17 protein-coding genes and 1 pseudogene are annotated in these 21693 nt (G+C 66.3%); 8 read left to right on the top strand and 10 right to left on the bottom strand.

What is annotated here, in order from left to right; translation table 11 throughout:
• Positions 1-2: 2 nt before the first annotated feature.
• Positions 3-2960 carry a chemotaxis protein CheB gene (locus tag KFB96_RS15245; protein ID WP_213457643.1) on the bottom strand — a complete coding sequence of 986 codons (2958 nt, stop codon included), beginning with the start codon at positions 2958-2960 and terminating at the stop codon, positions 3-5.
• A gap of 410 nt (positions 2961-3370) precedes the next feature.
• Between KFB96_RS15245 and KFB96_RS15240 the strand changes: the two genes are divergently transcribed.
• Both KFB96_RS15240 and KFB96_RS15235 read left to right on the top strand, forming a co-directional pair.
• On the top strand, positions 3371-6085 hold the full coding sequence (locus tag KFB96_RS15240) for a cation-transporting P-type ATPase (protein ID WP_213457644.1): 2715 nt from the start codon (positions 3371-3373) through the stop codon (positions 6083-6085).
• A 126-nt stretch (positions 6086-6211) separates the two neighbouring features.
• Positions 6212-7009, top strand: a complete 798-nt coding sequence (locus tag KFB96_RS15235) for a Uma2 family endonuclease (RefSeq protein WP_213457645.1) — start codon at positions 6212-6214, stop codon at positions 7007-7009.
• Between the two features lie 197 nt (positions 7010-7206).
• On the opposite strand, the gene KFB96_RS15230 is transcribed toward KFB96_RS15235, so the two are convergent.
• From KFB96_RS15230 to KFB96_RS15185, 9 genes and pseudogenes are all read right to left on the bottom strand, one after another.
• Positions 7207-7665: a PAS domain-containing protein gene (locus tag KFB96_RS15230; protein ID WP_213457646.1), complete on the bottom strand. Its 459-nt coding sequence runs from the start codon at positions 7663-7665 to the stop codon at positions 7207-7209.
• Positions 7666-7753: 88 nt separating this feature from the next.
• Entirely contained in the window at positions 7754-9481 is a 1728-nt protein-coding gene (locus KFB96_RS15225) for a proton-conducting transporter membrane subunit (RefSeq protein WP_213457647.1), read from the bottom strand.
• Positions 9478-10977: a proton-conducting transporter membrane subunit gene (locus tag KFB96_RS15220; RefSeq protein ID WP_213457648.1), complete on the bottom strand. Its 1500-nt coding sequence runs from the start codon at positions 10975-10977 to the stop codon at positions 9478-9480. Before KFB96_RS15220 ends, KFB96_RS15225 begins: the two co-directional genes overlap by 4 nt.
• A complete protein-coding gene (locus KFB96_RS15215; protein ID WP_300970367.1) occupies positions 10974-12446 on the bottom strand; it encodes a proton-conducting transporter membrane subunit in 1473 nt (490 codons plus the stop codon). Before KFB96_RS15215 ends, KFB96_RS15220 begins: the two co-directional genes overlap by 4 nt.
• Positions 12447-12450: 4 nt before the next feature.
• Positions 12451-12759, bottom strand: a complete 309-nt coding sequence (locus KFB96_RS15210; RefSeq protein WP_213457649.1) for an NADH-quinone oxidoreductase subunit K — start codon at positions 12757-12759, stop codon at positions 12451-12453.
• A pseudogene (locus KFB96_RS15205) lies at positions 12756-13790 on the bottom strand (hydrogenase subunit MbhD domain-containing protein). Before KFB96_RS15205 ends, KFB96_RS15210 begins: the two are co-directional and overlap by 4 nt.
• On the bottom strand, positions 13781-14086 hold the full coding sequence (gene mnhG / locus KFB96_RS15195; RefSeq protein WP_213457650.1) for a monovalent cation/H(+) antiporter subunit G: 306 nt from the start codon (positions 14084-14086) through the stop codon (positions 13781-13783). The pseudogene KFB96_RS15205 and the gene mnhG overlap by 10 nt, the downstream one beginning before the upstream one ends.
• Positions 14073-14354: a monovalent cation/H+ antiporter complex subunit F gene (locus tag KFB96_RS15190; protein ID WP_213457651.1), complete on the bottom strand. Its 282-nt coding sequence runs from the start codon at positions 14352-14354 to the stop codon at positions 14073-14075. The genes mnhG and KFB96_RS15190 overlap by 14 nt, the downstream gene beginning before the upstream one ends.
• Complete coding sequence (locus KFB96_RS15185; RefSeq protein WP_213457652.1) at positions 14351-14872, bottom strand: Na+/H+ antiporter subunit E; 522 nt, start codon at positions 14870-14872, stop codon at positions 14351-14353. Before KFB96_RS15185 ends, KFB96_RS15190 begins: the two co-directional genes overlap by 4 nt.
• A 309-nt stretch (positions 14873-15181) precedes the next feature.
• On the opposite strand from KFB96_RS15185, the gene KFB96_RS15180 reads away from it, so the two are divergent.
• The 6 genes from KFB96_RS15180 to KFB96_RS15155 all read left to right on the top strand — a co-directional run bounded on the left by KFB96_RS15180 (position 15182) and on the right by KFB96_RS15155 (position 21638).
• A complete protein-coding gene (locus KFB96_RS15180) occupies positions 15182-15373 on the top strand; it encodes a hypothetical protein (protein WP_300970362.1) in 192 nt (63 codons plus the stop codon).
• A 162-nt stretch (positions 15374-15535) separates the two neighbouring features.
• Positions 15536-15976, top strand: a complete 441-nt coding sequence (locus KFB96_RS15175) for a PIN domain-containing protein (protein ID WP_300970361.1) — start codon at positions 15536-15538, stop codon at positions 15974-15976.
• 154 nt (positions 15977-16130) lie between these two features.
• Complete coding sequence (locus KFB96_RS15170) at positions 16131-18734, top strand: hypothetical protein (RefSeq protein WP_213457653.1); 2604 nt, start codon at positions 16131-16133, stop codon at positions 18732-18734.
• A 151-nt stretch (positions 18735-18885) separates the two neighbouring features.
• Positions 18886-19179, top strand: a complete 294-nt coding sequence (locus KFB96_RS15165) for a molecular chaperone DnaJ (RefSeq protein WP_213457654.1) — start codon at positions 18886-18888, stop codon at positions 19177-19179.
• Between the two features lie 3 nt (positions 19180-19182).
• On the top strand, positions 19183-19860 hold the full coding sequence (locus tag KFB96_RS15160) for a nucleotide exchange factor GrpE (protein WP_213457655.1): 678 nt from the start codon (positions 19183-19185) through the stop codon (positions 19858-19860).
• A complete protein-coding gene (locus KFB96_RS15155; protein WP_213457656.1) occupies positions 19857-21638 on the top strand; it encodes an Hsp70 family protein in 1782 nt (593 codons plus the stop codon). The genes KFB96_RS15160 and KFB96_RS15155 overlap by 4 nt, the downstream gene beginning before the upstream one ends.
• Positions 21639-21693: the final 55 nt, after the last annotated feature.

The following is a 21693-nucleotide window of genomic DNA, read 5'->3' as shown; positions in this document are numbered from 1 at the left end:
CGCTAGCCTTCGTTGCCGGCGTCGGACCACTGACTGACATTGATGTGGCTGACGACCACACCGCCGCCGGGGTGAAGAATCGGTGCGACATGCATGGAGAACCAGCGTCGTTCCTGCGGAGAGTGACAGGGGTACTCCATCGCAAACGCTTGGCGCCGTCCGTCGAGGACCGCGCGGATGCCCTCCAGAGCGGTCCGTTCCCCGGAGCCGTCGACGCCCGAGCCGCCATCGCACGCCGCGAGATAGTTGGATCCCACGCCCGAGACCTTCAGGTCGGGGTCGCCGTTGGCGGCGGCGAACTCGCGCCAGGCGCGATTCACGAGTGTGATGACACCGTTCGGATCGAGCACGGCGACATGCTCCGGCAGCGAGTCGAGCACCGCCTGCATGCGCTCGACATCGTAGAGTGTCGTGATGTCGACGAAGGTCGCCACCGCGCCGCGCGCGTCGCCCGGGCGCACCGCGTAGGGCAGAACGCGTGCGAGATAGACGCGCCCGTTGGCCGCGTGGATCTCGCGCTGGAGCATCTCGCCGCTGTCGACGGTCCGATGCAGCTCCTCGGTGAAACTCGGGTACTGGAGCAGGTTCGCAAAATCGTCGATGGGCCGCCCGAGATCCCCGTTGCGGATCTTGAACAGACTGGTCGCCTCGGGCGTGAAACGGGTCAGACGCAGCGACGAATCGACGAAGACGGTGGCGATGGCCGCGGCCTTGGCCATACTGTCGAGGTCGGCATTGAGTCGATTGAGGATCTCGATCTTCTCCTGATTCTCGGCGTTGACCGTGTAAAGCTCCTCGTTGACCGATTGAAGCTCCTCGTTGGAGCTTTGCAGCTCCTCGTTGGAGGCCATCAGCTCCTCGTTGGTGGCCTGCAGCTCCTCGTTGGCGGTCTCGAGCTCTTCGATCGTCGCCTGCAAGCTCTCGCGTGTTGCGTTCAGCTCGCGCTCGAGCGTCTCCATCCGCTGGATCGTCTCGCGATCGATATTGATCGTCTCCATGCCGGCGGTGGTCGTGCGCGTCTCGCTCGGTAGCGGTATTTGCTCGGCCTCGGGCTCGAACGAGAGCAGCAGATGCGGCTCGCCCTGAGTCACGTCGAATGGCCGCACCACCAGGCGCAACCGGCGCGAGACACCGTTCGCGAGCCCGAGGGTCAGGATATCGGAGCGCAAGGGCGTGGTGCCGCGCGTGGCCTTGTGCATGAGCGCTTGCGCGACCGGGGCGAGCGGGGCCGCGAGCAGCTTGGCGATGTCCAGGGTCGCGTTGCCCTCGGCGATGCGCAGGTAGTCGCCGACCTCGCCGAAGACGTGGAGCAGCTCGAACCGATTGCTGAGCAGGAGACTGGCCGGGGCATAGCCGCGCAGCAGCATGGTTTGTCCGGCATCGATCACCGCGGCATCGCTGGCAAGCTGACGACCGTGCCGCCCGAGCCGTCGCCCGGGGACGCCGGTCGCGCGCGGTGCGAGCGGGGTGTTCGCCAGATCCAGCGGCAGCGATACATGGCGCAGGATCCGGTAGATCTTGTGCTTGGAGCTGACGGCGGTGAAATCCGACTGGAGCTCGGCCAGGGTCTCGCTCGGACCCAGGAAGAGGAAGCCGCCCGGCGCCAAAGCATACTGGATCCGGCGCAGCGCCCGCTCTTGCGCCTGGGTACGGAAATAGATCAGTAGGTTGCGGCACGAGACCAGGTCCATCCGCGTGAAGGGCGGATCTTCGAGCAGATTGTGCTTGGCGAAGACGATGCTTTGGCGGATCTCGTTCTTGACGACGAAGTGGTTGCCGCGCTTGTAGAAAAAGCGCTCGAGCCGTTCCGGGGAGAGCTCAGCCGTGATCGCCTCGGAGAAGACCCCGGCCCCGCCGACCTCGACGTTCTGCTGCTCCACATCGGTCGCGAAGAGCTTGAAGTTCGGCCAACGCCGTGCGCGATCGAAGGCCTCGGCGAACAGGATTGCCAGGCTGTAGGCTTCTTCGCCGGTGGAGGTTCCCGCCACCCAGACTCGAATCGGCTGGTTCTCGCCGCGTTCGGCGACGATGGTCTTCACCACCGTCTCGGCGAGGATGTCGAAGGTCTCCGGGTCGCGGAAGAAGCTGGTTACCGGGATCAGCATCTCGCGGCGCAGGACCGCGAGCTCGCCGCGATCGTTGTCGAGCAGCCGGACATAATTGGCCAAATCCGGGGTATGACGGACCTGCATGCGCCGCTCGATTCGGCGCATCACGGTGGCTGGCTTGTATTCCCGGAAGTTGATGCCGCCCTGATGCTGCAGCAGGTGCATCGTCTCCTCGAAGGCGTCGTCCTTATCGATACCCAAGGCACGCCCGTCGGGTGGAGCCTTGGCGCGCGGGATCTGATGGATGTGCTCGACGATGCGTGGACCCAGCGCGTCGGGCGGCAGGATGGCATCGACCAGGCCGGTGGCGATCGCACTGCGCGGCATGCCGTCGAACTTGGCCGACTCCGGCTCTTGGGCGAGCAGCAGACCTCCGGCGTCGTTGATGGCGACGGCGCCGCGCGTGCCGTCGGATCCGGTCCCGGAGAGCACCACGCCGATGGCATGCTTGCCGAACTGCTTGGCGACGGAGGTGAAGAAGAGGTCGATCGGGAGGGTGAGTCCGCGCGGGTTCTTCGGGGTCAGGCGCAGTGCATCGCCCGAGACGCTCATCATGCTGGCCGGCGGGATCAGATGGACCCGGTCGGGCTCGATGCGCATGTCGTGCTCGACCGTCACCACCGGCATCGCCGTGTGGCGGCCGAGCAGATTGGCCATCATGCTTTTGTGATCCGGCGAGAGATGCTGGATCACCACGTAAGCGGCGCCCAGATCGGTCGGCAAGGACTGAAAGAACCGCTCCAAGGCATCGAGCCCGCCGGCCGACGCGCCGATGGCTACCACATAGCCGTGGAACTGCCCCGTGCGCGTGTGCTCGCCCTGCGGTTGCTCGGCTTCAATCACCTTCGACATGATGGATTCCTATGGCTCCTGCGCGGCCGGGTCGCGGATGCCCCGGCCGCTTCGGCTCGAGGGGCCCCGATCGGCACGACGGGGGATTCAAGGCGACCCTGCACCGTCCCGAGGTCGAGTCGCAACGACTCTTGATTGTAGTCTTGCGCCCTTGTGCGTGCCGTGATTTTCATCAGGGATCGGATCGTTGTCGTAATCGACAACGACAACGACAACGACAACGACGGCAACGATGTTCTCCCGTCGAGTTGCTTGACTGAACGTTGAATCGTCCCCGGGTTTCCCCGGGGCCGATCGGAACCAATCTCCCCGCCGATTGCCCCATTGTTCCGTCCCCTTCCTAAAATCGCAGCGTGTTCGCGCGCACCATGACCGTCGCCGGTCGAGCCCCGGCCGCGGAAGGAGTCACTATGACGGATGATCTCGACACACCGAACAAGCCGCCCGCCGAGCGCTGGCATGCGGAGCCGGCAGCGGCGGTCGTCGACCGACTCGAGACCAGCGAGTCGCGAGGTTTAACGGGCGAGGAGGCCGAGCGACGGCTCGCCGAGTATGGCCCCAATCGTCTGCCCGAGCCCAAGCGCCGCGGGCCGCTGGTGCGGCTCCTGCTGCAGTTTCACAATCCTCTGATCTACGTCCTCCTGGTCGCATCCGTCGTGACCTTCCTCCTGGACCATTACGCCGATGCCGCGGTCATCTTGGGCGTGGTCATCATCAACGCGCTCATCGGATTCGTTCAGGAGGGCAAGGCCGAGCAGGCGCTCGAGGCAGTACGGGCCATGCTGGCGAGCAAGGCGACGGTGCTGCGAGACGGCAATCGGCGCGAGATCGATGCCGAGGGGCTGGTGCCGGGCGATATCGTCGTGCTCGACTCGGGGGCGCGCGTGCCGGCCGATCTGCGGCTGCTGCGCGTGAAGAATCTGCGGGTGAACGAGGCCGCCTTGACCGGCGAATCAGTCCCCGCCGAGAAGCAGATCGCGCCGGTGGATGCCGAGGCATCCACCGGCGATCGCACGGACATGGCCTATTCGGGCACCGTGGTGGGCTACGGGCAAGGTCGCGGGATCGTCGTCGCCACAGGTGCGGCCACCGAGATCGGGCGCATCGGGGCGATGGTTGCGGGGGTCACCAGTCTGGCGACACCCTTGACGCGTCGGCTCGAGCAGTTTGCACGTCAGATCACGCTCTTCATCCTCGCCCTCGGCGCACTCACCTACGCGTACGGCCACTGGATCGTCGCCATGCCCCCGGCGGATGTCTTTCTCGCCGTCGTGGGTCTTGCGGTCGCGGCCATCCCCGAGGGCCTCCCCGCCATCGTGACCATTACGCTCGCGATCGGCACCCGCATCATGGCCCGCGAGAGGGCGATCGTGCGGCGCCTGCCTGCGGTGGAAACCTTGGGGTCGGTCACCGTGATCTGCTCGGACAAGACCGGCACCCTGACCAAGAACGAGATGACGGCGGTCCGTCTGGTGCTGCCGGATCGCGACATCCAGGTGAGCGGTGCGGGGTATGCCCCCGACGGCGGCTTCGAGCAGGACGGCAAATCGTTCGATCCCCGTCGCGACGAGGGCCTGCTGAGCCTGGCGCGTTGCGCGCTCCTCTGCAACGACGCCCACCTGAACCGCGAGGATTCGGGCGATTGGACCCTGGTCGGCGATCCGACCGAGGGTGCGCTCATGGCCTTGGCGCTCAAGGCGGGTCTTGACCCGGTCGCCGAAAACGCCGAGCACCCGCGCATCGACGAGATCCCCTTCGAGTCCGAGCATCGTTTCATGGCGACCCTGCATCACGATCATGCCGGTCATGCCTTTGTCCTCATCAAGGGCGCGCCGGAGCGGGTGCTGGAGCTCTGTGCCGAGGATGCCGCCGGCCGGACCTTGGAGCGGGCGGCCTGGGAGGAGGGCATGCTCGAGGCCGCGCGATCGGGTCAGCGTGTCTTGGCCATGGCGCGTCGCGAGGTCGCCGCGGGGACGACGGCGCTCGACATGGACGACATCCAGCCCGGCTTCACCCTGCTCGGGCTCGCCGGCATGATCGACCCGCCGCGACCCGAGGCAATCGCCGCGGTGGCGGAGTGTCAGGCCGCCGGCATCCGCGTGAAGATGATCACGGGCGACCACGCCGTGACGGCCGCAGCCATCGGGCGCGAGCTGGGTCTGTCCGGCGAGGATGCGCTCACGGGCGACGTCGTGGAGCATCTGAGCGACGCGCAGTTGAGGCAGCGCGTCCAGGAGACCGATGTCATCGCCCGGGCCAGTCCCGAGCACAAGCTGCGGTTGGTCGCCGCGCTCCAAGCCGAGGGCGAGTTTGTGGCCATGACCGGCGACGGCGTAAACGACGCGCCTGCGCTCAAGACCGCCGAGATCGGTGTCGCCATGGGCCATCGCGGGACCGATGCGGCCAAGGAGGCGTCCGACTTGGTCCTGACCGACGACAACTTCGCCAGCATCGCCCAAGCCGTTCGCGAGGGCCGGCGTGTCTTCGACAACATCAAGAAATCGCTGGTCTTCATCCTGCCGACCAACGGGGCGCAGGCCGGCGTCATCCTGGTCGCGGTGCTCGCCGGCGTGGCCTTGCCGATCACCGCCAGCCAGATCCTCTGGGTCAACATGGTGACCGCCGTCACGCTGGCGTTGGCGCTCGCCTTCGAGCCGGCGGAGGAGGGCGTGATGCGCCGTCCACCACGCCCGCCGAAAGAGCCGCTGATCACCCGGGTGATGCTCGTGCGCATCATCTTCGTCAGTCTGCTGATGATCGCCCTGACCTTCGGGGTTTACGAATGGGAGCTGATGCGTGGCCAAAGTCTGGAGGTCGCTCGCACCGCGGCGGTGAACATGCTGGTCTTCGGCGAGCTGGTCTATCTGTTCAACGTGCGTCGATTTACCGCACCGACGATGGCGCGCCACACCCTGTACGGGAATCCGGTCGCCTTCTGGGCCGGTCTCATCCTGATCGGGCTGCAGCTCCTCTTCACCTATGCCCCGCCCATGCAGGCCGTTTTCCATACCGACGGATTGGATCTCGCCGCCTGGGGGCTGATCCTGGGGCTCTCGGTCTTCGCCTTCTTTGCGGTGGTGATCGAGAAGGGCATCCTGCGGCGTCTCGGCATCGAGCGCATGTAACCCGTCGGTTGTGCCGAGCGAGAGCGAAGCACAACAAAAATTAGCGCGCCGTGTACCCTTGCCTTCAACCAACGACGCAGTAGAATCTGCCGAGACCAGCCTGTCAGGCACAACCGGAGCAAGTCGATGAACCCCTTGCTGCATATCGACCCGGACGACCCCTATCCCGAGAGCGACGGACAGCCGATGGCGGACAACACCGAGCAGTACGAGTGGATCGTCAAGATCAAGGAAAACCTGGAGATCCTCTTTGCCGACCGCCCGGATGTCTTCATCGCCGGCGATCTGCTCTGGTACCCGGTGCCGGATCGGCGCGAGACCGGGCCGATCGCCCCGGACGTGCTGGTCGCCTTCGGTCGCCCAAAAGGGCGGCGCGGCTCCTACCGGCAGTGGGATGAGGGCGGGATCGCCCCTCAAGTCGTGTTCGAGATCCTTTCGCCGTCCAACAGCGCGAAGGAGATGGCTGAGAAGTTGGCCTTTTATGGCCAATACGGTGTCGAGGAATATTACCTCTACGACCCCGACCGGAACCGCCTGGAGATCTGGATACGGCGTCGGACCGACGATGGTGCGTCCCGATTGACCGCTCAATCGCATGTCCGAGGCTGGACCAGTCCGCGCTTGGGCATGCGTTTTGCGCTGACGTCCGAGACGCTGGAGTTGTTCGATCCGTCCGGCCGCCCGTTTTTGACCTCCATCGAGCTGGCGCGACGGGCCGATGCGGAGCAGGCACGCGCCCTCGAGGAATCCGCGCGTGCTGCGCGGGAAGCCGCGCGTGCCGAGCAGGAAGCGGAACGTGCCGAGCGGGAAGCCGAACGTGCCCGACAGGCCGACGCGCGGGCGAACAAGGAACAGGCGCGTGCCGAGCGATTGGCCGAGCGGTTACGTGCCCTGGGAATCGACCCGGACGCGGGGCCGAATTAAACCGCGTCCAGAGCGAGATGCTCACTTTCGAGTGAGCTCGAAGTTTGGTGAATCCACGACCCTTAGCGGGGGGCGCGGTTTAAAATTTTATATTTTTTAATACTTTAAGCCGCGCCGGCTCCAGCGGCTCTGAAATCCGCCGGGGCCGATCCCATCCAAAAACATCGCATACCGCACCAGGCGCGGTTTAGGCCCGATCAGGTCTCCCGATCGGCGACGCGCAGCATCTCCTTGAGCCGTTCCAATTCCTCCCGGGCATGAATCTGCTCGGTCACGTCGTACTGGACGCCGAGGAAATAGATCAGCTTGCCTTGGCGATCGTACAGCGGCCGAATGGAGAATCGGTTGTAGAACAGCGTTCCGTCCTTGCGATAGTTGCGCAGCGTGACCGTGGTCCGCTTGCGCTCGCGGATCGCCTCGCGAACCTTCTCCAACCCATCCTGGTCGCGGTCTTGACCCTGGAGGATGCGGCAGTTGTGCCCGACGATCTCCTCGCGGCTGTAACCCGTGATCAACTCGAACGCCTCGTTGGCGTAAACGATCGGGTTGTCTTCTTGATCCGGATCCGAGAGTGTAATCCCGTTGATCGAGGTGTCGAGGATCTGCGACAACACGAAGGGGATCAGATCCGCATCTTTGTCGGCGACGAAATCCATGGCCTGCTCTTTGGTGTTGGTTCGAATCGCCGGAGGTTAGAGCCTTTCCGAACGAGCGGCAACAGGACCGGTCGGAATGCATTTCCGATCAACCACCAAATGCCGACCACACGACGGCGAGACCGGCCAAGAGCAGAATCGCCATGGCGGATTCCCACCGCATCAGCTTTGCCTCGGCCTGCCGCGCGAGCGCGCCGACAGACGTACTCGACGCGGCTGTCGCGAGCGCGTCCAGGATGGCGTCGCGCCAACCCGGCAGGCGGATCCGCGCGATGCGGCGCAGCTTGCCGCGCAGAGCACGCAACCGCTCATGGATCCTGCGCAGCGGGCTCGGCGACCAAGCGCTCGAATCGCGCGGGGGTCGATGCTCCGAGCCGAGCGACGCGAGCCAACCGATCCCGAGGGCGCCGACGAGAGCCGCGACCGCGACAGCCGAGCTCAGGGACCAGGGGGGCGAATCGGCCTGAATCGGCGACCACAGGCCGGTCGGCGGGTATCCGAGCAGGCTTGTCGCCGCACCGACGAGAGCGGGGACGAGGAGGTAAGCGCCGAGGAACATCCGGCTGCGCGGATGCCTTGACCGACTCGCGGTCGCCTCATGCCGCGCCATACCCGCGACAAGCCGACCGAGCAGCAGCGCGACCGCAATCGACGGCCACGAAAGATCGATGACGGCAAGGGGCCCCGCACCCATCCGGGCCGCGAAGATCGGCAGGGGCGCGAGCAGGACCAGCGCAATGGCGAGCCAGGCCATCGCCATGCGCAGCGCGCGGTGTCGGGTCCGGTCGGCGTCATCCAGCAGCACCAGTGCCGCGAGCGCGAGACCGGATTGCAGCCCAACCATCGGCAAGAGGGCCGCGATCGCGGCCCCCGACTCGGGTCGTTGCAGTGCGGCCGCGAGCGCCCACAGCCATTGCGCCGTCAACGCCATCAGGACGCTGCCCGCAAGCGCCTGTTGTCCAGTCCTCGAAAAGCCGGCGATCAGGGCATAGGCTGCGGTTGCGAAGGCCAACCAGTGGAGCGCCACCCCCATGGCCGTCCAGGCAATCTCGCCCAACGGCAGAAGACGCAGCCAGCCGAGCAGACCGGCTGCGGCCGCGAAGGCGATCAGCGCGACGCGCACGGCCGGCGTCGTCGACCCGAACGCGGGCAACAGCCACGGATGCACACCGAGCACGCCGGCCTTCACCCCGAATCCGAGCGTCATGAGGGCCAGGACGAATGTCGGGTTGTCGAGCGCCGCGACCGCCCCGCGCAGGTCGGCGAAGGAGGTCCCGCCGGCCGCATGGGCGAGGATCAAGAACAGCTCGAACAGCAGCAGGTCACTGAGCACGAGCAGGATGACCAGCCGTCGGCCGGCCGCGCGCGCCGCGCGCGTCGCCGCCTGCAGGATCAGCGCGTAAACCGCATAGCCCGCCAGCGTTCCGGCGGCGAACCACATGAGTCCGTCGTCCGCCAAGGCGAGGGCGAAGCCGGACCCCATCGCGAGCAACGCCGGCAAGGCCGAACGCCGTTCGCCGACATCGCCCGGTCGTCGACCGACCATCAGCGCGCCCGCGATCAGCCACAGCAGCGCCGTCGTCGCCAAAAAGACCCGTCCGGTCGCATCGAGCGCCAGCCCGCTCCCCAGCAGTGTCTCGGGTAGGGGCAGCGTCAGGTCGGGGACAAGCAGTGCAACCGCCAGCGCCGGCGCGGCCGACCAAGGCAGAAGCCGGATTGCCGACGGTCGTGCCGCGCGAATTACCCACAGTGACGCGGCGAGGAAGGGCCAAGCCAGGGCGAACAGCACCGCCGACTGAAGGAGTCCCGCGCTCACGGTCGCCTGAACTCCTGCTCCGCGATAAAGCGTGCCCACTCCAGCGGACTGAAGGGCATCGCCGCGAAGAGCCCCGCCAGGACGGCGGCCAGCGCCGTGATCAGGGGCGGCCACAAGAGAGCGCGTGCGGTCTCGCGCCGCCCGAATTCCCGCTCCTCCGGCCAGGTCGCGGGCGGCTCGCGGAACCAGGCGGCATGGAGTATCGGCAGGAAATAGGCGGCATTGAGCAGGCTGCTCGCCGCCAAGACCACCAGCACCCAATGTTGGCCCGCATCCAAGGCCCCCAGTCCCAGATACCACTTGGTGATGAAGCCGGCCACCGGCGGTGCGCCGATCATTCCGAAGGCCGCGACGGTGAAGGCGACCATGGTCCAGGGCATCCGGCGGCCCACGCCGTTCATCTCGCTGACCTTGTGGATCCCCAGGGTCTCGGCCAGATTCCCGGCGCAGAAGAAGAGCGTGATCTTCATGAGTCCCTGATGAACCAGATGCACCAGACCGCCGACGGTGGCGATGGGGCTGGCGATGGCGACGCCCAGGACGATGTAGGAGACCTGACTCACGGTCGAGAAGGCGAGTCGCCGTTTCAGATCATCCTGGAAGATGGCGCGCAGGGATCCGTAGAGGATGGTCGCCGCGGCCAGAATGGCCAGCGGCAGCGTGACCCCGAGCAGGGCCGAGAATTCGACCCCGAAGACCTCGTAGACCACCCGCACGATCCCGAAGGCGCCGGCCTTCACGACCGCGACCGCATGCAGCAAGGCACTGACCGGCGCCGGGGCGACCATGGCCATCGGCAGCCAGGCATGCAGCGGGATCAGGGCGGCCTTCACCCCGAGGCCGGTGATCAGAAAAATGAAGATGAGGATCAGGGCCGGATGATGCGACGGATCCAGCTCGGAGACGAACCCGCGCGGGGTGAACTCGAGCGTCCCGGTCAGGGTATACAGCCAGACGATCCCGAGCAGCATCAGGGCACCGCCGCCGATCGTATAGGCCAGATAGACCTGACCGGCCCGGCGCGCGACCTCGGTGCCGCGATGTACCACCAGGGGGTAGGTCGCCAGGGTCAGCATCTCGTAGAAGAGCAGGAAGGTCAGCATGTCGGCGGCCATGGCCACCCCGACGGTCGCGGTCACGCACAGGCTGAAGAACCCGAAGAAGCGGCTGCGATGCGGCGAGCCCTCCAGATAGCCGATGGCATAGATGGTCGTGACCAGCCACAGCAGGCTCGAGAGGACCAGGAAGAGCAGTGCCAAGGGTCCTGCGCGCAGGGCCAGATCCAGACCCGGCAGAAAGGTCAGGCGCACCTCGAAGGTATGCCCGTGAGCGACGCCCCAGATCATGACGGCCACGAGCGCGAGCTTGGTCACGGCCCCTGCCAGGTTGAGCGTGGTGCGCAGGCGGATGCGCGACTCGTCCAGACCGAAGATCAGAAGACCCGGTACCAGCGAGCTGCAGAGGACCAGGAGCGGAACCCAGGCTTCCAAGGTCATGGTGTTGCCACCTCAGTCCGGATCCCGAAGGGGTTGCCGATCTCGAGCAAGGCGAGCGGCTGGGAGACGATCAACCCCATCAGCACCGCCGCCGCGGCCAGTGCGAAGGCGACCCACTCCATCGTCGCCGGCACCGGCTGGGCCTGATGCGGATTCTCGGACTCGGTAAAGGCATGGCCGACGACCTTGAAGACATAGGCTGCGGCCATCACGCCGCCGAGGATGATGACGATCGCCCAGCCCCAGCGACCCTCGGTCAGCGCCGACTGCAGCAACAACCATTTTCCGATAAAGCCGCCGCTCGGCGGCAGCCCCACGATGCTGACCCCGGCCAAGGCAAAGGCCGCCATGCTCAGCGGCAGTCGCTGCACGACCCGATCCAGATCCGCGATCCGATCATGCCCGCCGAAGCGCAACAGGTTCCCGGCCACCAGGAACATCGCCGCCTTCGCCAAGGCATGGGAGAGGGCGAGGTAGAGAACACCGGTCCAGGCCATGATCCCGGTCCCGACGGCGAGCGGAAAGGCCAGAAACAGATAGCCGATCTGGGCCACCGTCGAGTAGGCGATCAGGAGCTTCAGGCGTGTCTGAACCAGGGCCTGGATCGAACCCCAGAGGACAGCTGCTGCGCCGAGCAGACCCAGCAGCGTCGCGACCCCGCCGGCGATCTCGCCGAAGAGCTCGACCCAAAAGCGCACCAGCAGATAGAAGGAGCCCTTGACCACGAGCGCCGAAAGCGCGGCGCTGACCGGCGCCGCCGCGCTTGCATGCGCCGGGGGCAGCCAGAAGTGCAGCGGGAACAGCGCCGTTTTGAGTATCAGGCCGGCGCTCATCAGGCCCATCGCGGCCCAAGTGGCCGGCTCCGCGGCAATCCGCTCGGCCAGCAGGGCGATATCGACCGTCCCGTAGGCGTGGTAGAGCAGTGCAACCCCGAGCAGATAGGCGAGCGATCCGAGCAGACTGACCAACAGATAGCGCATCGCCCCGACCAGCGCGTCCGCACCGCCCACAATCGCCGTGAGCGCCACCGCCGAGAGGCCCAGGATCTCCAGCGTGACGTAAAGATTGAAGATGTCGGCCGAGAGGAAGAGCGCATTGAGCGCCGTCAACAGGAGCAGCCAGAGCGGCCAGAAGGCCTGCCCGCGGGCCGGGGTGTCGCGGAAATAGGCGGCCGCGTAGAGACTGATCCCGAGACCGACGACGGCGGTCATGAGCAGCATCGCGATGCTCAACCCGTCCGCATAGAGATCGACGCCGAGCGGCGCACCCCAGCCGCCCACCGCAAGGCGCTGCGGGCCATCGGCAAAGAGGCTTGGAACCTGGAGGATCACTGCGCCGAGGAGCGCAAGGACACTGAGCAGTCCGATCGGTGTTGCCCGGCGTCGCATCACGAACGCGAGCAGTGCGCCGATCAGAGGCAGCAGGATGGGTGCGGTCAGGCCGCTTTGGGCCAGAACAGCCGTATCCACAGGGTTAGCGCTCGGTCTCGTCGGGTAAGCGGGCGCGCCCGGTTGCGCCCGCGACACGCAGCATGAGACTGAGTGCCAGGGCCGTGGCGGCGACGGCCACCACGATCCCGGTGATCACCATCGCGTGAGGGACCGGATCCGGGATCCCCGACGCCGTGCGACCTGCCAGGCCGGCCAGCACCAGGAAGACCCCGCTGCCCATCACATTGAACGCCAGGATCTTACGCAGCAAATGGGCATGCACGATCAAGGCATAGAGACCGAGTACGAAAAGCCCGAGCCCCGTCAGTGCATACAAGACCGCCGGTGTCATGGATGCGCCTCCGGGCGTCCGCCGAGGAAGAGTGCCGCCAGGGTCGCCCCGATGGCGAGGCTGGCGATCGCCTCGATCAGCAGGATGAGTGCGCCGGCCCATTCGAGGGGATAGTCCAGCCAAACCGCTCCGAAAAAGAACGAGACCAGGCCTACGAGGATGAAGATCGACACGCCCGAGACCAACACCAGCCGCAGCGGCCAGCCTGCCAGCGCGAGCGGCAAGCGCCAGCCCGTGAGGGTCAGAACCACGCCGGCCGCACCGAGCACCGCACCCGCTTGAAAGGCCCCGCCGGGCGATGCGCTCCCGGCCCACAAGAGATATCCGGCCACGATGAGCATCAAGGGCGCATAGAGTCGGCTCAGCCGATCCAGCATGGTGCCGGGCTGCCGATCGGCGAAGGGCGACCCCTCGGCCAAGGACCAGACGCCGGCCAGCGCCAACAGCAAGACGACCAGCTCGAGCAGGGTGTCGTAGCCGCGGAAGTCGAGCAGCACGGCCGTGACCGGATGCGTCACCCCGGTGTCGGCCATCGCCGCCTCGACCTGTGCGGACAGGCCCGGCGATTCGGACGGGAGCGAGAGGACGGCGATCGCGAGGCCGCCGAAGATCGTGGCCAAGAGCGCGATCAGGAGGACATGCCCGGCGCGTGTGCCCAACCCCATCGGTGTCACGTCGAAACGCCGCATCGGCGCGGGCGGTCATGTCTCGGCATCTCGGCGTTCCTGCGGCTGAGTGTTCTCTGTACGGCTCGGCTGTGCGCGTTCGTCCGCCCGCGCCGACAGCGGCAGCCGGGCGAGCGCCGCGAGCAGCAAGGCGCCGGTCAAGCCGGCACCGATTGCCGCTTCGGCCAGCGCGATGTCCGGGGCGTCGAGCCGGACCCAGACCAGCGCCAGGGTCAGACCGAAGCCGATGAAGAGGACCACGGCTTCCAGCAGCCCGGGGCTCGCCAAGGCCCGCGCCGCGAGCCAGAGGAGCAGCAGTGCGAGCAGGCCATCGATCGCCCAAGCGACCTGTCCGATCACGTCCATGGCCCGATCCCGCGGCGCAGCGCCGCACGCGCGACCAGATGGCAGGCAAAGGCCGAGGCGACCAGCACCAAGATCCAAATCAGCACCAGCTTGCCCACCGCAGCAAATGACTCCGCCTGTACCGCAAGCCCGGCGACGATCAGCCCAAGTCCCAGGTTGTCGGCCTTGGTCAGGGCATGCAGACGGGTGTAGACATCGGGGAAGCGCAGCAGCCCCACCGTCCCGGCGAGGAAGAAGACTCCGCCGAGGATCAGCAGGCCGGCCGAGACGATATCGACGATGTCAAGGATCGACATGGCCGTCCTCCCCCTCGCCGCTCCAACTCCGGCGCACGAAGGCGACCATCGTGACGGCGGCCAGAAGGGCGAACACCAGTGCGACATCGCGCACCGCCGGGTGACCGGATGCCTCGGCGAGCAGCAGCAGGACCGCGACGGCCGTGGTGCCGAACAACTGGGCCGCGAGCATGCGGTCCGCGGGCGTGGGTCCGCGCAGGATGCGCCAGAGTCCGGCAGCCAGCGTGAAGATCAAGACGAGGGCAAGTGCGAGATACAACAGGGTCATGGTGTCTCGGCGTGGGTGCTCGGCGGCGTGCTCAGCCGAATGCGAAAGAGTGCGGCGACCTTGTTCTCCAAGGCTACCAGATCCGCTTCGTTCGAAGCGCGCTGATCCAGGATATGGATGATGAGGTTATTCCGAACAATCTCGGCACTCAAGGTTCCCGGCAGAAGGCTGATGACGGCCGTCATGACGATACGCGCCCGACCGGGCGGAAGACGCAGCCGATAGGTCAGGATGCCGGGCGCGATGGGGAGGCTCGGCGCGCAGGCGCGCCAAGCGACATCGACCCCGCCGCGCAGCGACCACCAGAGGAAGAAGGGAACGAAGCGGGCAAATCCGATTGGGGACCAAGGCACCGGACGCGACAGCGACAGACTCAGGGCGGTGGCCAGCACGACGAAGAGACCACCGAGCGGCCAGGAGTCCGGCTGCCCCTCGGTCAAGACCCACCACAGCAGCGAGAAGAGCGCGAGACGCAGCGCTACGGTTCGAGCAATCGGCAGTGGCCCGTGCAGTCGCATCAGTTGCTCCCGACCCCGGCCGTGAGCCCGTTCCAGAGACCCTCGGCGGCGGTGAGCGACGGACAGAATGCCAGGATCACGACGAGCTTGGTCAGGGGTTTGAATGTCTGCATGGTTTGAAGGATAACCTCCGGAGCGCATGATGCCCACCTTAGCGCGGGTCGGCCGTCTCGCCATCGCCCGCGATCCGGCGGCGCTCTTGATCGGGTGCGAGGCACGTGCTAAACGTGCTGCACGTCAGTCACGTGCAGCCCGAGATTGTTCATCGTAACGAAACAAAATATCACCCTGTCGATTGACCAGGCCCTGTTGACGAAATTGCGCGTCATCGCCGCGCAGCGATCGACATCCGTCTCGCGGATGCTCGCCGATGAGCTGTCCACCATCGTCGAGCAAGCGGAACACTATGAGCAGGCCAAGCGCGCTGCACTCGACGCCTTGGAGACCGGCTTCCATCCGGGTGGAAAACCAGTCGCTCGGGACGAGCTCCATGAGCGTTAAACCGCGCCCAGTGCGGTATGCGATGTTTTTGGATGGGATCGGCCCCGGCGGATTTCAGAACCGCTGGAGCCGGCGCGGTTTAAAGTATTAAAAAATATAAAATTTCAAACCGCGTCCCCCGCTAAGGGTCGTGGATTCACCAAACGTCGAGCTCACTCGAAAGTGAGCATCTCGCTCTGGACGCGGTTTAAGCATTTCATCGACACCAATGTCCTGATCTATGCCCATGATCGAGATGCCGGCCACAAGCGCGAACGAGCCGCCCTGCTCCTCCGAGGACTCTGGGGTTCCCAAGCCGGTGTGCTCAGTATTCAGGTTCTGCAGGAATTCTTCGTCAACGTCACGCGTAAAATTCCGCAGCCGCTATCGCCGGCAACGGCACGGGGTCTGATCGGCGCCTATGGTGTCTGGCAGATCGAGATACCGACGGTCACGACGGTTCTTCATGCCGCGGAGATTCAAGGACGTCATCCGTTGTCCTTTTGGGATGGGATGATCGTGGCAACGGCATTGAGCGGCGGTGCGGAAGTCCTGCTCTCGGAAGACCTGAGCCACGGGCAGGTCATCGAGGGGGTTCGAGTGGAGAGTCCTTTTCTGCATTGATCGGCGTGCCGTTCGTCAGCGTGTGTTCCGCCGCACCTGCGAGCGTTCGCAGGATCGACACGCGCGCCGCCCGTTTGCAGCTGAAGCTCGCCGGCAGCCGATGTATACTGCGCGACTGGCGACCCCCTCCGTTCTACTCCCGATTCGATTCGATATGGCAAAGAAGCAGAAGCGACCTTCCGTCAAGGCCCGTCAACAGGCGTGTCCGATCACGCCCGAATCGGCACGTGCCGATCTCGATAGCGGGCGCTTTCGCGAGGCGATGGCGGGCTTCAAGGATCTGCTCAAGCAGGCCCCGGCGGGCGAAGACAGGGATGGACTCCGGATCGGGCTTGCCGATGCCTACGAGGGGCGCGCGCGCCAGCTCGGCGCCAAAGGCATGCACAAGGAGGCGCTGGTGATGTGGGAGAACCGCGCCGCGCTGGGGGCGCTCCCGGTACATCCGGATCATGCGGTTTGCCTCCTCCGCCTGGGTCGTGTCGCTCAGGTCATGCCGATGCTGGAGGGCGGCTCCTTGACGGCCGATCCCGAGTCCCGAGCCTTGTTGCTCGGCCATTTGGCGGCCCAGATGCTCGCCGGCACCGCCGGGATTGCCGAGGCACTGCCCGCCGATGACCCTATCCGCGTGCAAGCGACCGTCGCCGAAGAGGCCCTCGACGCCTATTGCGTCGGCAACGATCAGGCACTCGCGCAGGCGCTGAAGGCGATCCCGTTCCGTTCGCCCTATCGCGATCTGGTCCAGATCCTCAAGGCATTGAGTCGTCTCGACCCCGTCGCACGCGATCATCGGGGCGACTGGACCGAGGTGGCGCGCAACGAGGCAGCCAAACTCCTGGACCGCATCGACGACAACTCGGGCTTCGCCGGGTTGCGCGATGCCGCGCGCTTGGCGCTGCTCTCGGAGATCGAGCTGGCACCCAAGCTCCGCGATATCGGCCCGGCGACACGCGATCTGGTCTTTTCTCTGCGCGGCTGGCCCGCCGAGCGTGCGATCCTCTGGAACGAGCTGCAGGCGCTCGGCAACGCGCCGCAGCCCAAGCAGCTTCTGCGTCTGATGTTTCGGCATCGCCGGGTGCTCGGGGAGACTTGGGCCCACGAGCGTGGACTGCGTCTGCTCTTGCCGAAGCCGCAGACCGGCGCGAAATGGTGGATCGAGGCCGGCGGCAAGCCGCTGCGCAAGATCGATGGATACCTGCTGGATGCCTGGGAGAGCGAGGCGGAATCCGATCCCTGGAAGGTCGCCACCTACTGGCAGGATCACGCGGACCTCATGGCGGATGCCGCCGAGCCCCGCGTCGAGCCGGGCAGCGATGCCGCGTTGCGGATCGCGCTCGTGCTGCGTCGTACCGAAACCCTCTTTAAAATCCTCGAGCGAATGGAGCCGGATTCCGACCCGGAATCCTTACCTGGAACCATTGTGGCCGACCTGGAATCCAGCCTCGAGCACGACCCCGACGACCGAGCCACCTATCTGAGCCTGATCGCCTACTACCTGCGCGGCGGCAAGGCGCTCAAGGACGCCCGCAACATCCTCAAGCGCGCCCAAGCGCGCTGGCCGACCGACAAAGCGGTTCTGACCGCCGCCATGGATACCGCGATCGCGAGCGGGGCCTTCAAGAAGGCTGCGACCATCGCCGCCGACATCCTGGCGGTGGATCCGATCAACAGCGGGGTGCGCGAGCGGCTGGTGGAGGCGCATCTCGCGCATGCCCGCAAGAATTTAAGGGTTAAGCGAGCGGACTTGGCCATGCGTGCACTGGCCCTAGCCGAGGAGTGGAGCCGCACCGAGCGCACGCGCGAACGCTTGGAACTGGTGCGCGGTCTGGCCGAGCTGCTCGCGTTCGATTCCCGGGGCGAGGGGCGTTTGCAGGCCCTGGCGGAGAGTCTCGGCAATGGACTGGCTGCACGCCTTATCCTCCTGCTGGAGGCCGGCGCCTGCGGTATTCCCGGCGCCCGGCTGCTGAAACAGCTTGGACTCGCCAAGGCATCGACGTCCGACGCGGCGGACCTGCGTGCCTTTTTCGCGCGCGTCCGGGCGCATCTGGATACGGGTGCCAAGCTCCCGAGCGAGGTCGGGCGCGAGCTGAAGGGGCCGCTCAAGCAGACGGCCCGGCTCAAGCTCGATCAGGGCGAGATGGAGTCGATCTGCGAAACCCTGCGCCGCACCGACCTGCACGACGTGCGGCTGGCCTTCGCGGAGGCCGCCTTGAAGCGCTGGCGGGGCGAGCCGGTCTTCGAGCTCCATGCGTTCGAGGCCCGTCACCGCGGTGTCGTGCCCTGGAACGTCCCGATGCACGAGACGCTGCGCTTGGAGCAGGCGCTCGAGCGCGCGCGCGACAACGGCGACTCCCGTCTGGTGCATCGGATCATCGAGGCCCTGAGCGGACCCTCGCTGCCCTTCGGTGGACCGCTGCGCGGTGGCTTCGGCGGCGGCTTCAACGAAGACGAATGGGATGACGAAGACGACGACATCGACGACGGCGACATGGCCCAGAGGTCGATCTCGCTCTTGGCGGACATGATTCGCACGCTCGGGCCGAGCGGCTTCCGCGCCCTGATGCAGATGCCGGGTCCAGTCGGCGAATCGATGCGCGAGATCGAGCGCGATCTCGGCAAGGAGGCATTGGACCTATTGATCAATGCCCTGGCGGCCGACATGAATGCCAAGGGTCTGCCCTTCCCGGATCCGGGCGATTTCAACCCCGGGCCGTCTCCGAGCACCCGCAAACGCAATCGCGCCAAACGAAAGCGCCGCTGAGCCGGTCGATGCGGAGTCCCCCGGGACAACCGAACCTCGACAACTTGAACCGCGCCCCCGCGGACGCCGCTTGCCCGAACAAGATCGAAACCAAACCACAACACCGCATGCCCCGCCGGACGCGGTTCAACAACCATCGGACCCTGATCGCATGACCGACCCCTTTCTCATCCTCGGCGTCCCCTTCGATGCGGACGACGCCGCCATCGAAGCGGCCTATCTCGCCGGTCTGCGCCGCGCCTCCCCCGAGCGCGATCCGGCCGGTTTCGAGGCGCTGCGCGGGGCCTACGAAAAGATCCGCACCCGACGCGATCGCCTCGCCTATGCGCTCTTCGATCAGACCCCGCCGACCGCCGCCGACATCTTGGCCAAGGCCGCGCCCGTGAGCGAGTCGCGTCGCCCGAAGCGGACCACGCTGACCGCGCTGCTGCGCGGCGAGGTCTGACGTATGGAGGATGCAAAGGAGGCGTTGCTCGAGCGTTTCCGTGCCTATCTGGAGGAGGAGCCGGGCGCGCGCGAGGGCTCGGGAGCGGGCATCGACGACATGGAGGAAACCGACGCGCCCGACCTCTTCACCCTGCTCGCCGAGCTGGGCGCGCTCAAGAACGAGGTCAAGCTCGAGTCGCGTCAGGTCAAGACGGCGCTCGAGCAGTTCCGCGATCTCTTCGACAGCCTCCGGCAGGCGAACGAGCATCTGTCCGCCGAGCTTTCTCGACGTCAGCAGGATGCCCGCGACATCGCCCTGAACGCCGAGCGCGACATCCTGCTCGAGCTGATCGAGCTGCGTGACCGCCTGCGGGACGGCCGCGGTCAGGCCGCCGCCTATCGGCCCAACTGGCTTGCGCACGCCAGCGGTGCGGCCGAGTTCATCACGGGTATGACGCAAGGCTTGAGCATGAATCTGCGCCGTCTCGACGAGACCCTGGATCGGCGCGAGGTGCGCCCGATCCAGACCGTCGGGCGGCCCTTCGATCCGCGGATCATGCGTGCACTCGAGGTCGGGCGCGATCCCGCCCTGCCGCTCGGCACGGTGCTCGCGGAGCTGCGTACCGGTTATCGGCGCGGCGAGTCGCTGTTGCGTCTCGCCGACGTCATCGTCAACAAATTCGAGGACCATCCCCAGTGAGCGACATCATCATCGGCATCGATCTCGGCACCACCAACTCCGAGGTCGCGGTGGTCGAGGAGGGTCGTGTGCGACTCATCCCGGTCGACGGCAGCCCCATCCTGCCCTCCGTGGTCGGGATCGCGGACGACGGCGCCTTGTTGGTCGGCCAGAGCGCGCGCAATCAATACATCCTGGCCCCGGAGCGCACCATCCGCTCGGTCAAACGGCGCATGGGCGAGGACACCCTCATCGAGATGGGTGCGCAGCGCTACAGCCCGCAGGAGATCTCGGCGCTCATCCTCGGTCGGCTCAAGCGCGCGGCCGAGTCCGATCTGGGTCAACCGGTGACCAAGGCGGTCATCACGGTCCCGGCCTATTTCTCGGATGCGCAGCGCCAGGCGACCCGCGACGCCGGCGAGCTCGCCGGGCTCGAGGTGGTGCGCATCATCAACGAGCCGACGGCCGCCGCACTCGCCTACGAGGTCGATCATCAGGAGCCCAAGACCATTCTGGTCTACGACCTGGGCGGCGGCACCTTCGACGTCTCGGTCGTGCGTCTGGCCAAGGAGGTGACCGAGGTCCTGTCGAGCCACGGCAACAACCAGCTCGGCGGCGACGACTTCGACGGGAAGATCCTGGAGCACCTGGTCGCGCATCTGAAGGAGCAGGGCACGGACCCGAGTGCGCATCGCGTCGCCATGGCGCGTCTGACCCGCGCGGCGGAAATGGCGAAGATCGCGCTCAGCGACGCCCCCTTCGTGCGCATCGACGAGGAATATCTGCTCGAGCACCAAGGCAAACCGGTCAATCTCTCCCTCGAGCTGTCGCGCGACGACTACGAGGCGATGATCGCGCCCTATATCGACGAGACCATGGACGCGGTGCACACCGCGCTGGAAGGGGCCGGCTTGGGCATCGGAGATCTCAGCGAGGTCCTGCTGGTCGGCGGCGCGACCCGCACCCCCTTGATCCAGCAGCGTCTCGAAGAGCTGCTGCGGATGCAGCCGCGCAGCGAGGTCGACCCGGATCTATGCGTGGCGAGCGGTGCGGCCATCCAGGCGGCCGTGATCGGCGGTCAGCGCGTCTCGCGCGTGCTGGTGGACGTCACGCCCTACACCTTCGGAACCAGTGCGCTGGGCGAGCTCAACGGCGAGTTCTATCCCTTCGTCTACATCCCCTTGATCCGCAAGAACACCCCCATCCCGGTGACCAAGAGCGATGCCTTCTCCACCATCGAAGACGGCCAGGCCGCGATCGACGTGCGCGTCTATCAAGGCGAGGACTCCGATGCGCTCAACAACACCGAGATCGGCGCCTTCCGCATCGAGGGCCTGAGCGACGCGCCGGCCGGCAACGTCATCGTCACCACCTTCTCGCTCGATGTGAACGGCATCCTCAAGGTCACCTCGCGCGAGAAGAGCACCGGGCTCGAGCAGCGCATCGTCATCGACAACGCCACCGCCCGCTTCGAGCAGGACACCATGGCGGCCGCACGCGCACGCATCGGCGCACTCATCGACGGCGACTTCAGCAGCGAGTCCAGCGATGCGTCCGACGGCGCCGAGGGGAGCGACGGGGAGGGCGTCGCGGCGAGTGCCGAGCGACGCGATACCGTTCAGGCCACGGCCCTGATCGAGAAGGCCGAACGCCTGATGGAAAGCGCCAATGCGGAGGACCGCGAAGACCTGGTGAACCTCATCGAGACGCTGCGCGATGCGGTCGCGGCGCATGATGATGTCGCCATCCACGAGGCGATGGACGGGCTCTCCGATCTGATCTTCTATCTGGAATCCTGAGCCGGGCGCGGCGAGTCGTATGGACCGTTGCCCCAATTGTCGCGCCCGTCTCGAC

It is taken from the genome of Thiocapsa sp. (genome assembly GCF_018399035.1).
In the GTDB taxonomy this organism is placed as follows: Bacteria; Pseudomonadota; Gammaproteobacteria; order Chromatiales; family Chromatiaceae; genus Thiocapsa.
The sequence above is the reverse complement of the archived record's forward strand: the minus strand, read 5'-3'. Positions and strand labels throughout refer to the sequence as shown.